Raw genomic sequence first — 12,883 nt, 5'->3', positions numbered from 1 at the left:
TGCGCGGGGACGGCGGATGGACCGGATGCGATGGAGGAAAGAACGATGCGTGTGCTTCCCTGTGTATTTCTCGCCCTGGGCCTGCTCGGCCTGAGCGGCTGCGACAAGGCCAAGGAGGGTTTCTCCGAAGGCTTCGATACCGCCTTCAGGGCCAGTTTCCGGGAGAGCTTCATCGGCAGCTGCGTCAAGAGCGCGGGCGAGCGCGGGAACAAGTCGGAGGAAGAGCGTAAGAAGCTGTGCACCTGCGCGGCCGACAGCGTCATGAAGGACACCTCCGTGGCCGACCTGCAGGACCAGGAAAAGGTCGGGGCGCGAATCGGCCCGATCATCCAGCAGTGCTTGAAGCAACCCTGAAGCAGCCCCTGCCGGCGCCGCCGGCCCCGGCACAATCGGCCGGAACTTTTTCGACAAGGCTGTAACCAGCCAGCCCGATGGAACGAAACACCGTAGGCAGCAGGAAGAACCCCGGCGACGTGGAAGCGGCGCTGCGCGGCCTGTTCCTCCGCGGCCTCGACGGCGACGCGAAGGCCTACCGCGACTTCCTGCTGCAGCTCAGCGCGCATTTGCGCGCCTTTCTGGGCAAGCGCCTCTTTGGCTGGCCCGATGAAGTGGAAGACCTCGTCCAGGAATGCCTGCTCGCCATGCACAACCAGCGCCATACCTACCAGAGCGACCAGCCGCTGACGGCCTGGGTGCACGCCATCGCGCGCTACAAGATGATCGATCTGCTGCGCGCCAAGTCGGCCCGCGAAGATTTGCATGAGCCGCTGGACGACGACCTGGCCGTGTTCGCCGAATCGGCGCAGGAGGCCAGTGACGCGAAGCGCGACCTCGGCGGCCTGCTCGAGACCCTGCCGGATCGCCAGCGCCTGCCGATCGTGCACGTCAAGATCGAGGGCCGCTCGGTGGCCGAGGCCGCGAGCCTGACCGGCATGTCGGAATCGGCCGTCAAGGTCGGCATCCACCGGGGGCTGAAGGCGCTGGCCGCCCGCTTCGGAAATGGCTGGGGGGCTGCGGCATGAAGACCGACGACCTCGTCTCGATGCTGGCCAACGGCGAGGTGGCCGTCTCGCGCCGGCGCGCCAGTTCGCGCATCTGGCTGGCGGTGCTGCTGGGGCTTCCGTTCTCGTTCGCGATCCTGCTCGCCGGCTACGGGGTGCGGCACGACATCGTGCAGGCCATGTTCTGGCCGATGTTCTGGGTCAAGGTGCTGTTTCCGCTGTGCATCGCGGCCGCCGGCTTCGTGGCCGCCGAACGGCTCGCGCGGCCGGGCGTGAAGCCCCGGCATACCTGGATGGGCGCGGTGCTGCCGGTGCTCGGGGTGTGGCTGCTGGCGGCGATAGCCTGGTTCACCATGCCGGCCGACGATCGCATGCCGGCGCTGATGGGGCAGTCGTGGCGCATCTGCGCGGCGAGCATCGGGCTGATGGCGCTGCCGGTGTTCGCGGCCGCCCTGTTCGCGCTCAAGGGCATGGCGCCCACGCGGCCCGCGCTGGCGGGCGCGGCGGTCGGCGCGCTGGCAGGTGGCGTGGGAGCCTCGGTCTATGCGCTGCACTGCATGGAGCTGACCGCGCCGTTCCTCGCCGTGTGGTACGTGAGCGGGATCGCGGTGCCCGTGCTGGTGGGGGCGCTGCTGGGGCCGCGCCTGCTGCGCTGGTAGGCAGCAGTCAGGCGGGCCGGTTCCTGGGCTCTCAGCGCTTCTTGCTGCCGAAGATCCCGCCCAGCACGCCGCGCAGGATCTCCTTGCCCACCGAGGTGCCCATGGTGCGCACCGCCGACTTGGCCATGGTCTGCACCAGCCCGTCGTGCTTGGCGCCGCGCGGGCCGGTGGTGCCGAAGAGCATGTCGTTGAGCATGCCGCCCATGCCCGAACCCGAGGATTCGGCGGGGCCCTTGGCGGCGCCCGGCGCGGCAGGGGCAGGGGCGTCCGGCGCGCTTTCGGCGCGGCCCTTTAGCTTTTCGTAGGCCGATTCGCGGTCCACCGACTTCTCGTAGATGCCCGCGACCAGCGAGCCGTCGATCAGCGCCTTGCGCTGCTCGGGCGTGATCGGGCCGAGCTGGCTGGCCGGCGGCAGCACGAACACGCGCTCGGTCACGCTGGGGCGGCCCTTTTCGTCGAGCAGGCTCACCAGCGCCTCGCCGACCGCGAGTTCGGTGATGGCGGTCTCGATGTCCAGGCCCGGCTTCTGGCGCATGGTGCTGGCGGCCGCCTTCACGGCCTTCTGGTCGCGCGGGGTGAAGGCGCGCAGCGCGTGCTGCACGCGGTTGCCGAGCTGGGCCAGCACGGTGTCGGGAATGTCCAGCGGATTCTGCGTAACGAAATACACGCCCACGCCCTTGGAGCGCACCAGCCGCACCACGAGCTCGATGCGTTCCACCAGCGCCTTGGGCGCCTCGTTGAACAGCAGGTGGGCCTCGTCGAAGAAGAAGGCCAGCTTGGGCTGCTCGGGGTCGCCGACCTCGGGCAGCTGCTCGAAGAGCTCCGACAGCATCCACAGCAGGAAGGTGGCGTACAGCCGCGGCGAATTCATGAGCTTGTCGGCCGCGAGCACGTTGACCACGCCCTTGCCGCCCACGGTCTGCATGAAGTCGGCGATGTTGAGCATCGGCTCGCCGAAGAATTTGTCGCCGCCCTGGGTCTCGATCTGCAGCAGCCCGCGCTGGATGGCGCCCACGCTGGCGGCGCTGATGTTGCCGTACTGGGTGGTGAACTGGCTCGCGTTCTCGCCCACGTACTGCAGCATCGCGCGCAGGTCCTTCAGGTCGAGCAGCAGCAGGCCGTTGTCGTCGGCGATCTTGAACACCAGGTTCAGTACGCCGGCCTGCGTTTCGTTCACGTCGAGCATGCGGCCCAGCAGCAGCGGGCCCATGTCGGAGACCGTGGCGCGCACCGGGTGGCCCTGTTCGCCGAACACGTCCCAGAGCGTGACAGGGCAGGCGGCGGGCTCGGGCAGCTCGATGCCGCGTTCCTTCAGCGTGGCGGCCAGCTTGTCGCCGATGCTGCCCTTCTGGCTGATGCCGGTCAGGTCGCCCTTGACGTCGGCCATGAACACCGGCACGCCGATGGAGGAAAGCTTCTGCGCGATGGTCTGCAGCGTGACGGTCTTGCCGGTGCCGGTGGCGCCGGTGATGAGGCCATGGCGGTTGGCCAGGCCGGGCAAGAGGTTGCACTCGATGGTGTCGTGCCGTGCGATCAGAAGAGGGTCGGCCATGGGGCGCTCCGTCGTATGGGAAGCGGGCAGTCTAATCAACCGGCACTCCTATAATCCACGGCCCGCACGGTGGTTCAGGAAAAAGTTTTAGGAGGTTTTTTTGTCATCGACTGCCCAGCCCCCCATTCCCGCCAACGGCGACGCCTCCGAACAGTCGCCGATCGAAAAAGAGCTGGCCGTGCTGCTCGTGAACGCGCTGAATCTCGAGGTCGCTCCCGAGGACATCGTGCCGACCGAACCGCTGTACGGCGAAGGTCTCGGCCTCGACTCCATCGACATCCTCGAAGTGGCGCTCGAAGTCTCGCGCCGCTACGGCTTCCAGCTGCGTTCCGACGACGAACGCAACCAGCAGATCTTCCAGTCGCTGCGCACGCTCGCGGCACACGTGGCCCAGCATCGCGTAGCCACCTGATCCCATGTCCCGATGGCGAATAGCGCTCCTGCTGGTGGTGGGGGTCGCATATGCCGGCCTCTCCCACTGGATGACGCTGTTCCACGCGACCCAGCCGTGGGCGGTGGTCGTGCTGCTCGGTCCGCTGTGGCTCGCAGCCATGGGCCTGGCCGGCAGCTGGTTCGGCCGCTGGGGCGTCGCCATTGCTGCTGCAGTGGGCATCGGCGGCTTCTCGCTCGTCTTCCTCGGCGAGGCGGGCGACCCCAACCGGCTGTACGTGATGCAGCACGTGGCCATCAACGGCGCGCTGTGCGGCTGGTTCGGCTCCACGCTGCGCGGCAAGGGATTGCCCCTGATCACGCAGTTCGCGCAGCGCGTGCATCCGCTGCGCGGCCACATGCTTTCCTACACCACGCAGCTCACGCGCATCTGGACCGGCTTCTTCGCCGTGATGGTGCTGGCCTCGGTCATCATCTACCTGACACGGCCGTTCTCCGACTGGTCGCTGTTCGCCAACGTGCTGTCGCCGGTGATGGTGACGCTGCTCTTCGTGGGCGAGCACCTGGTGCGCTACCGGCTGCATCCCGAATTCGAACGCACGCGCCTCGTGGACGCGGTGCGCGCGTTCTATGGCACGTCGTCGGTTGACAGCAGCCCCGGCGGCCAATGAAACAGGCCTTGACACAGGCCCCGCCCGCGTGACGACAGACGACAACCGATTCCTGCCACTGCTCGCGAACCGCGACCCCGACGCACCCCTCGCATGGCGCGCGGGCGTTCCCGTGAGCGCGCGCCAGTTCCTGGCCGACGTGGCCCGCTTCGCTCCCACGCTTCCCGCGGAGGGCGATGCCGTCAATCTCTGCGGCGACCGCTATGCCTTCGCGGTGAGCCTCGGCGCGGCGCTGGTGCGCGGCCGCGCGAGCATGCTGCCGCCCGACGCGCGGCCCGACACGATCTCGCGGCTGCTCGAATCGCACGGCTCGCCGCTTTTCGCGCACACCGACGCCTCGCACATTCAGACGCCGGGTATCGAGCGCCTGCTGCTCGAAGGACTGGCCGGCCCCGCGGATGATGCCCCCGTGGACGTGCCGCGCATCGACGCGGGCATGCACGCCGCGAGCCTGCTGACTTCGGGCTCCACCGGCGTCCCCCAGCCGCACGCCAAGACCTGGGGCACGCTGGTGGGCGACGTGGCCGTGGCCGTCAAGCGCCTGTGCCGGGTGCTGGAGCGCCCGACGCTCGAAGGCCTGACCCTGGTCGCCACGGTGCCGGTGCAGCACAGCTACGGCCTGGAGTCGTCGGTGCTGCTGGCGATGCTGGGCGGCGCGGCCTTCGAGAGCGGCCGGCCGTTCTTCCCGGCCGACGTCGCGAAGACGCTGGCCTCGGTGCCGCGCCCGCGCGCGCTGGTGACCACGCCGTTCCACCTCAAGACGCTGCTGCTCTCGGGCATCGAGCTGCCGCCGGTCGACCTGATCCTGTCGGCCACCGCGCCGCTGTCCCCGCAGCTCGCGCAGCAGGCCGAGCAGGCGATGGGCGGCGTGCTGCTCGAGATCTACGGCAGCACCGAGTCGGGCCAGGTCGCCACGCGCCGCACCACCGACAACGAGATCTGGGAAACCTTCGGCGAGATCCGCGTGCATGCCGAGCCTTCGGCCGACGGCGGGCCCGAGCGCTTCATCTTCAGCGGCGACTTCATGCCCGAGCCCACGCCCATGGCCGACGTGCTCGAGCTGCTGGACGAGCGCCGCTTCCGGCTCTTCGGCCGCGCCAATGACCTGATCCACGTGGCGGGCCGGCGCAGTTCGCTCGCGCACCTGAATTTCCACCTCAACAGCATCCCCGGCGTGGACGACGGCGCCTTCTGGCTGCCCGACGAGGTGGCCGACGGCGTGGTGCGGCCGGTGGCCTTCGTGGTCGCGCCCACGCTGTCGGCGGGCGAGATCATCGCCGCGCTGCGCCAGCGGCTGGAGGCGGTTTTCGTGCCGCGCCGCGTGGTGCAGGTGAAGTCCTTCCCGCGCGAGGGCACGGGCAAGCTCACCGTGCGGGCACTGCGCGAATTCGCGCTGGCGCAGCTCGCGGAAGACGATACGCCGGTGCAGATGGCCCATGCGGTGCCGGCCGATCACCCCGTGTTCGCCGGCCATTTTCCGGGCCAGCCGCTGCTGCCCGGCGCGCTGGTGCTGGCCGAGGTGATGGAGGCCATCCGCCGCGTGCCGGCGCTGGTCACTCGGCTGGGCGGGCATCCCACGCTGGCAGCGGCCAAGTTCCTCGCGCCCGTGCGGCCCGGCGCCGTGCTCTCCATCGAACTGAACCCTGAGGCCGGCGCCTCCCGCGGCGTGCGATTCGACGTTCGCTGCGACGGCGTGGTGGCTGTCACCGGCCGCTGGACCGGCGTGCAAGAGTCGGACTGATGAAGCACACCGACGTCGAGAGGCGCGCCCTGGACGAGGCTTCCCGCAACGGCCAGGCGGAACCCAAGGGGGAGCGTGGCGAGGGCGGCGACTGGGCACGCGCGCCGGAGCGCAGCAACATGCTCGCGCTGCGCTTCATCGTGATGATGGCGCTGGTGTTCGGCCGGCACATCACGCGGCTGCTGCTGCCGCCCATTGCCCTGTACTTCCTGCTGTTCGCGCCAGCGCAGCGCCGGCACATCAAGCGCTACCTGTTCCGCGCCATCGGGCCGCAGGCGGGCTGGGTCGACGGCTTCCGGCTGCTGCATGCCTTCGCCTCGACGGTGCTCGACCGCGTGTATTTCCTGCGCGGGCGCATGGATCTGTTCAAGGTGAAGATCCGGGGCAACGAGCCGCTCGACCTCGAGATGGCGAACGGGCGGGGCGCCTTCCTGCTCGGCGCCCACGTCGGCAGCTTCGAGGCGCTGGGCGCCTGCAAGCAGCAGACGCACCAGCGCCACTTGCGCGTCGCGATGCTGATGTACCCCGACAACGCGCGGCGCATCACCGGCATCCTCAACGCCATCGCGGTGCCCGAGCTGCGCCCCCACGTCATCGCGCTGGGCCGGCCGCATTCGATGCTGGAGCTTCGCGACTGGCTCGACAGCGGCGGCATGGGCGGCATGCTGGCCGACCGCACGCTGCCCGGCGGCGAGGAACAGCCCGCGCACCAGCGCGGCAACAACATCGTGCTGCCTTTCCTCGGGCAGCCCGCCGTCTTCAACGACGGTCCCTTCCGCCTGGCCGCGCTGCTGCGCCGCAAGGTGTTCTTCATGGCGGGTCTCTACGACGGCGGCGCGCGCTACGATGTCCGGTTCGATCCGCTGGCCGATTTCGGCGAGCGGGCAGCCAGCCCGGCGGAGCGCGAGCAGCGCATCCGCGCGGCGGTCGAAGCCTACGTGGCGCGCCTGGAGGCGATGTGCCGTGCGTACCCCTACAACTGGTTCAATTTCCATGATTTCTGGCTCGAAGATGCGGCTTGACCGGCTCTGCAGGGCATTCGTGCTCGCGCTGGCCTTCTGCGCCGTGCCGGCCTGGGCGGCCTTCGACCTGCCCGAACTGATGACGCTGCTGGCCAAGCAGAAGAGCGGGGAGGCCCGCTTCACCGAGCAGCGCTTTGTGCACGGCCTCGAAGGCCCGCTGGACGCCAGCGGCACGCTGAGCTTCGACGCGCCCGACAAGCTGGTGCGCCGCACGCTGTCGCCGCGCGTCGAGACGATGGCGGTCGAAGGCAACACGCTCACGCTGTCGCGCGGCGGTCGCAACCGCACGCTGGCGCTCGACAGCATGCCCGAGCTGCTCGGCCTGGTCGAAGCGATGCGCGGCACGCTGACGGGCGACGGCGCCACGCTGCAACGCTACTTCCGCAGCACCGTGTCGGGCTCCGCCGCCAGGTGGACGCTCGACCTCGCGCCGCTGGACAGCCGCCTTGCCGCCCAGGTGCGCAGCATGCGCATCAGCGGCCGCGCGAGCGACGTGCTGGGGCTCGAGATGGAATTCGTCGGCGGCGACCGTTCGGTCATGAACATCACGCCGGGCGCCGCCGGCCCCGGGCCGGCTCCAGCGCCGGCCGGCGCTCCCGGACGCACCACGCCGTGATGCAGCCGGGGCAGCTGCAGCAGGCGGGCGGTCCGCCGGCCTGGAGGCGCAGGGCGGCCGTGCTGCTGGCATGGCTGCTGGTGCTGCTGTGCGGCGTGGTGGTCATCGCGCGCACGCAGATCGGCGCCGATCTCTCGGCCTTCCTGCCCAAGAGCCCCGACGTGCGCCAGCGCGTGCTGATCGAGCAGCTGCAAAGCGGCGTCGCCTCGCGCACGCTGATGCTGGGCATCGAAGGCGGCAGCTCGGCGCAGCGGGCCACCGTGTCGCGCGCGGTTGCGAAGGAAATGCGCGAGAGCAAGCTCTTCGAGCTGGTGCAGAACGGCGACGTGAGCGACTGGAGCGACAGCGGCACCTGGGTGTTCCAGCACCGCTACCAGCTCTCGCCGGGCATGAACCCGGGGCATTTCACCGTCGAGGGCCTGCGCGACGCGATCAACGAGACTCTGTCGATGCTGGGCACGCCGGCCGGCAACGTGATCAAGCCCTTCCTCGACCGCGACCCGACCGGCGAGACGCAGCGCATCGCCATGGAACTGGTGCCGGCCAGCTCGCCGCGCAGCGAGGACGGCGTGTGGATGTCGCGCACCGCGCCGCGCGCGCTGATGATCGCCACCACGCGCGCCGCCGGCAGCGACCTCGATGCGCAGGCCGTCGCCATCGCCCGCGTGCACTCGGCCTACGAGGCTGCGACGCGCGGCATGGGCGCCGAGGCTCCCAAGCTGCTGCTGAGCGGCCCGCCGGTGTTCTCGGTGATGAGCCGCGACAAGATCAAGACCGAGGCGATCCATCTCGCCGTGGTGGGCGGCGTCGTCATGGGCGGGCTGCTGCTTCTGGCTTTCGCCTCGCCGCGCGCGCTGGTCATCGCCTTCCTGCCGGTGGCCACCGGCGTGGTGATCGGCACCGCGAGCGTGAGCCTGGTGTTCGGCTCGGTGCACGGCCTTACGCTGGGCTTCGGCAGCACCCTGATCGGCGAGACGGTCGACTACGCCATCTACTACCTGATCCAGGCGCGCCAGGTCGGCGCGGGCGCGGTGGCCGGTACCGGCTGGCAGCGCTGGCGCGACCTGAACTGGCCCACCGTGCGACTGGGGCTGCTGACCTCGGTGTGCGGCTTCGCGGCGCTGGTGTTCTCGGGCTTCCCGGGGCTGGCGCAACTGGGCGTGTTCTCCATCGCCGGGCTCGTCTCGGCCGCGCTGGCCACGCGCTACGTGCTGCCGGTGCTGGCGCCCGATGGCGCCACCGGCATGGGCATGCGCCGCTACATGGCGCAGCTGGCAGGTGCGCTGGTACGCGGCCTGCCGCGCCTGCGCTGGCCGCTGGCAGCGCTGGGCGTGGCGGCGCTGGCGCTGGTGCTGTGGCAGGGCGGCCACCTGTGGCGCGCCGATCTCGGCGCCATGAGCCCGGTGCCCAAGGCTTCCCAGCAGCTCGACGAAATGCTGCGCAACGACATCGGCGCTAGCGACGGCGGCGTGCTGGTGGTGGCCTTCGGCGACGACGAGCAGGCCGCGCTGCGCCACACCGAGGCGGCCGCCGCGAAGCTGGATGCATTGGTCGACAGCGGCGAACTGGTCGGCTACGAGACCGTCACCCGCGTGCTGCCGAGCATGGAGGTGCAGCTCGCGCGCATCGCGGGCCTGCCCGATGCCGCGACCCTGCGCGCCAACCTGGCCGAGGCCACCAAGGGCCTGCCGCTGCCGGCCTCGCGGCTCGAGCCCTTCCTGGCCGACATCGAGGCCGCGCGCAAGCTGCCGCCGGTGCAGCGCGCCGAACTGGCCGAGGGGCCGCTGGGGCCGGTCCTGAACACGCTGATGTACCAGCGCCCTGGCGGCGGCTGGGGCACGCTGGTTGTGCTGCACCCCGGCGCGAAGTTCGACCAGGGCCGCCTCGAAGCGGCGCTGGCGGGTCTGCCCGAAGTGCAGGTGGTCGACGTGGGGCGCGAGCTGGCCAGCCTGTACCAGCGCTACCTGCACGAGGCCTTCGTGCAGGTGCTGCTCGGCGCGCTGGCGGTGGTGGTGCTGCTCGGCATCTACCTGCGCTCGTGGCGCCGGCTGCTGGCCGTGTGCCAGCCGCTGCTGTTCGCGGTGGTGCTCACGCTGGGCGGCATGGCCGTGCTGCAGGCGGCGCTGGGCATCCTGCACCTGGTGGGGCTGCTGCTGATCGTGGCGGTGGGCTCGAACTACGCGCTCTTCTTCGACCAGCTGCGCACGACCGGCAGGGCCGACGAAGACACGCTGGCCTCGCTGATGCTGGCCAACCTGACGACCGTGGTGTCCTTCGGGCTGATCGCGATCTCCGACATTCCGGCGCTGTCGTCCATCGGTCGGGTGGTCGCGCCGGGGGCGCTGCTGGCGCTGCTGCTGTCGGCGGCTTTCGCGCGGCGAGTGGGGCCTTCGAAGGCTTCGCGCGGCGCATGAGGGGAAAATCCGGCGCCATGTCTTCCGCTCCCGCGTCCACCAACGAATCCTGGCCCTGGCCGCCGGCCATCCGCGCCAGCGCGGCCTGGCACGCGGCAGCCATCGGCGCGGGCGTGCTGGTGCCGGGCGCCTTGCCGTGGGCCGTGGGCGCGATCGTGCTGAACCACGCGCTGATCACCGGCGCGGGCCTCACGCCGCGCAGCAGCCTGCTGGGCCCGAACGTCACCCGGCTGCCCGAGGCAGCGGCGGCGCGGCGCGAAGTCGCCATCACCATCGACGACGGCCCGGAGCCCGAAGTCACGCCACGCGTGCTCGACCTGCTCGACGCGCACGGCCAGCGCGCCACCTTCTTCTGCATCGCCGAGCGGGTGCTGGCGCAGCCGGCGCTGGCGCGCGAGATCGTTGCGCGTGGCCACAGCATCCAGAACCACACGGCGCGGCACCGGCACAACTTTTCGTTTCTCGGGCCGCGCGGGTTCGCGGCCGAAATCGCGCGGGCGCAGGACATCCTCGCCGAGGTCACCGGCCAGCGCCCGACCTGTTTTCGCGCGCCGGCCGGCCTGCGCAACCCGTTCCTGGAACCCGTGCTGCACCGCCTCGGCCTCTCGCTCGTGAGCTGGACGCGGCGCGGTTTCGACACCCGCGAGGGCGACGCCGCCAAGGTGATGGCGCGCCTGAGCCGCAACCTGCAGGCGCGCGACATCCTGTTGCTGCATGACGGCAACGCCGCGCGCACCGCTGCGGGACAACCTGTTTTGCTGGAGGTATTGCCCTTGTTGCTCGAACGCCTGCGCGCCGATGGACTGCGCTCCGTGACCCTGCCGGAAGGGCTGAAACCATGAACGCCGCGATGTCGCCTTCGCTTTCGACCGAGGTCGCGTGGCGCGAGCTGCACGAGGCCGCCACCATTCCGTACAAGAAGGGCGGCAACTTCGCCTGGCACTTCGCGCGCGGCAAGCTGGGACGCGACCCGGTGTTCCGCGGGCTCCTCGAACGCCGGCTCTTCGGCGCGCAGCACCAGCGCGTGGTCGACATCGGCTGCGGCCAGGGCCTGTTCGCGAGCCTGCTGGCGTCGATGAGCGCGATGCAGAAGCAGGGCCGCTGGCCCTCGTCGTGGGACGCCACGCCGCACGGCGCGGACTACACCGGCATCGAGCTCATGCCCAAGGACGTGGCGCGCGCCGAGGCCTCCATCGGCCACCTGGAGCCCACGCCCCGGCTGGTCTGCGCCGACATGTGCAAGGCCGATCTGCCCGAGTGCGACCTCGTGGTGATCCTCGACGTGCTGCACTACGTCAACCTCGAAGCGCAGGAGGGCGTGCTGCTGCGCGTGCGCGACGCACTGCGCCGTGGCGGCAACCCGCACGCGCGGCTGCTGCTGCGCGTGGGCGATGCGTCCAGCCGGCGCGGCTTCGCCATCAGCCAGTGGGTGGATCGCACGGTCACGCGCATCCGCGGCCACAAGGTCTCGCCGACCTGGGGCCGTCCGCTGGCCGAGTGGACGGCTGTGCTGGACCGCCTGGGCTTCCGCGTGCAGAGCATTCCGATGAGCGAAGGCACTCCCTTCGCCAACGTGCTACTGGTGGCCGACCTGGAGCCGGCCGCTTGACCGCGCCACAGACGCTCGACCGCGCGGGCATCGCCCTGCGCATTCCGCACAGCGGCAGCATGTGCCTGCTCGAGCGGCTCGAAGGCTGGGACACCGAATCCATCCGCTGTACCACCACCACCCACTCGCAGACAGACAACCCTCTGCGCACCGAAAGCGGGCTGCTGGCGCCGAACGCCATCGAATACGCCGCGCAGGCCATGGCCCTGCATGGCGGCCTGCTGGCAGAGGAGGGCAGCGCGCCGTCGGCCGGCTTTCTCGCGAGCGCGCGCAACGTGAAGCTGGCGGTGGCGCGGCTGGACGACGTGGCCGGCGCCCTGCAAGTCGGGGCCCGGCGCCTGTCGGGCGACGACCGGCAGATCCTCTATGAATTCACGGTTGCGGCCGAGGACGGCCGCATGCTGGCCGAAGGCCGCGCCGTGGTGGTCCTGAACACGCCGCTCGCCGCGGCAGCACAAGAAAGCACGCCGTCTCCATGAGCCTCGAAGGAAAACGCGCACTGATCACGGGCGCCAGCGGCGCGCTCGGCGCCGCCATGGCCGAGCGCCTGGCGCGCGACGGCGCCACGGTGCTGCTGCACGCCAATTCGCGGCCCGAGGCGGTCGAGCAACTGGCGGCATCGATCGCGGCCGCGGGCGGCAAGGCCGAATGCCACGTCTTCGACCTGTGCAGCGACGAGGCTTCGGCAGCCGCCTGCGCGTGCATCCTCGAAGGCGGGCCGGTGCAGATCCTCGTCAACAACGCGGGCGTGCACGACGACGCCGTGCTGCCCGGCATGCGCGCCGACCAGTGGCACAAGGTGATCGACGTGTCGCTCAACGGCTTCTTCCGCGTCACGCAGCCGCTGCTGCTGCCGATGATGCGCACGCGCTGGGGGCGAATCCTGAACATCTCGTCGGTGGCCGCGATTGCCGGCAACCGGGGGCAGGTCAACTACGCCGCGGCCAAGGGTGCGCTGAACAGCGCGACCAAGGCGCTGTCGCTCGAAGTGGCCTCGCGCGGCGTGACGGTGAACGCCATCGCGCCGGGGATCATCTCGTCGCCGATGGCCGATGCGGTGTTCGACCCCGCCGTCATCAACCAGATGGTGCCGGTGAAGCGCGCCGGGACGCCGCAGGAAGTGGCGGCGCTGGCCTCGTTCCTCGCGAGCGAGGATGCGGGCTATATCACGGGGCAGGTGATCTCGATCAACGGCGGGATGATCTGAG

At 70.5% G+C, this 12,883-nt stretch carries 14 protein-coding genes; 13 read left to right on the top strand and 1 reads right to left on the bottom strand.

Annotated elements, in window-relative coordinates; genetic code table 11:
* Positions 1-45 precede the first annotated feature (45 nt).
* The 3 genes from ABL844_RS17430 (at position 46) to ABL844_RS17420 (ending at position 1,660) form a co-directional block, all read left to right on the top strand.
* The gene (locus ABL844_RS17430) at positions 46-354 is read left to right on the top strand and encodes a hypothetical protein (protein ID WP_184637634.1); all 309 of its coding nucleotides are present in this window, start codon (positions 46-48) and stop codon (positions 352-354) included.
* A 77-nt stretch (positions 355-431) separates the two neighbouring features.
* On the top strand, positions 432-1,022 hold the full coding sequence (locus ABL844_RS17425; protein ID WP_418121178.1) for a sigma-70 family RNA polymerase sigma factor: 591 nt from the start codon (positions 432-434) through the stop codon (positions 1,020-1,022).
* On the top strand, positions 1,019-1,660 hold the full coding sequence (locus ABL844_RS17420; protein ID WP_418128315.1) for an NrsF family protein: 642 nt from the start codon (positions 1,019-1,021) through the stop codon (positions 1,658-1,660). The genes ABL844_RS17425 and ABL844_RS17420 overlap by 4 nt, the downstream gene beginning before the upstream one ends.
* Before the next feature lie 31 nt (positions 1,661-1,691).
* Here ABL844_RS17420 and ABL844_RS17415 read toward each other — a convergent pair whose 3' ends face one another.
* Entirely contained in the window at positions 1,692-3,212 is a 1,521-nt protein-coding gene (locus ABL844_RS17415) for a helicase HerA-like domain-containing protein (protein WP_418116546.1), read from the bottom strand.
* Positions 3,213-3,312: 100 nt separating this feature from the next.
* On the opposite strand from ABL844_RS17415, the gene ABL844_RS17410 reads away from it, so the two are divergent.
* The 10 genes from ABL844_RS17410 to fabG are packed head-to-tail and all read left to right on the top strand — an operon-like array spanning position 3,313 to position 12,882.
* Positions 3,313-3,624, top strand: coding sequence for a phosphopantetheine-binding protein (locus ABL844_RS17410; RefSeq protein WP_093194980.1), 312 nt, complete (start codon positions 3,313-3,315; stop codon positions 3,622-3,624).
* A gap of 4 nt (positions 3,625-3,628) precedes the next feature.
* Positions 3,629-4,273 carry a hypothetical protein gene (locus tag ABL844_RS17405; RefSeq protein WP_126020253.1) on the top strand — a complete coding sequence of 215 codons (645 nt, stop codon included), beginning with the start codon at positions 3,629-3,631 and terminating at the stop codon, positions 4,271-4,273.
* A 28-nt stretch (positions 4,274-4,301) separates the two neighbouring features.
* Positions 4,302-6,014 (top strand): AMP-binding protein, encoded by a 1,713-nt coding sequence (locus ABL844_RS17400; protein ID WP_418128314.1) that lies wholly within the window; start codon positions 4,302-4,304, stop codon positions 6,012-6,014.
* On the top strand, positions 6,014-7,036 hold the full coding sequence (locus ABL844_RS17395; protein ID WP_418121174.1) for an acyl-CoA synthetase: 1,023 nt from the start codon (positions 6,014-6,016) through the stop codon (positions 7,034-7,036). Before ABL844_RS17400 ends, ABL844_RS17395 begins: the two co-directional genes overlap by 1 nt.
* Positions 7,008-7,652 (top strand): LolA-related protein, encoded by a 645-nt coding sequence (locus ABL844_RS17390; RefSeq protein ID WP_418116538.1) that lies wholly within the window; start codon positions 7,008-7,010, stop codon positions 7,650-7,652. Before ABL844_RS17395 ends, ABL844_RS17390 begins: the two co-directional genes overlap by 29 nt.
* The gene (locus ABL844_RS17385; RefSeq protein WP_418131919.1) at positions 7,652-10,066 is read left to right on the top strand and encodes an MMPL family transporter; all 2,415 of its coding nucleotides are present in this window, start codon (positions 7,652-7,654) and stop codon (positions 10,064-10,066) included. Before ABL844_RS17390 ends, ABL844_RS17385 begins: the two co-directional genes overlap by 1 nt.
* A gap of 17 nt (positions 10,067-10,083) precedes the next feature.
* Positions 10,084-10,908, top strand: coding sequence for a polysaccharide deacetylase family protein (locus ABL844_RS17380; RefSeq protein ID WP_184637646.1), 825 nt, complete (start codon positions 10,084-10,086; stop codon positions 10,906-10,908).
* Entirely contained in the window at positions 10,905-11,675 is a 771-nt protein-coding gene (locus ABL844_RS17375) for a class I SAM-dependent methyltransferase (protein ID WP_126020243.1), read from the top strand. Before ABL844_RS17380 ends, ABL844_RS17375 begins: the two co-directional genes overlap by 4 nt.
* Complete coding sequence (locus ABL844_RS17370) at positions 11,672-12,154, top strand: hydroxymyristoyl-ACP dehydratase (RefSeq protein ID WP_418128313.1); 483 nt, start codon at positions 11,672-11,674, stop codon at positions 12,152-12,154. The genes ABL844_RS17375 and ABL844_RS17370 overlap by 4 nt, the downstream gene beginning before the upstream one ends.
* A complete protein-coding gene (gene fabG / locus ABL844_RS17365; protein ID WP_418128312.1) occupies positions 12,151-12,882 on the top strand; it encodes a 3-oxoacyl-ACP reductase FabG in 732 nt (243 codons plus the stop codon). The genes ABL844_RS17370 and fabG overlap by 4 nt, the downstream gene beginning before the upstream one ends.
* Position 12,883: the final 1 nt, after the last annotated feature.

Source organism: Variovorax sp. 278MFTsu5.1, assembly GCF_048305045.1.
Classification (GTDB): Bacteria; Pseudomonadota; Gammaproteobacteria; order Burkholderiales; family Burkholderiaceae_C; genus Variovorax; species Variovorax guangxiensis.
This window is presented reverse-complemented; position numbering and strand designations above follow the sequence as displayed.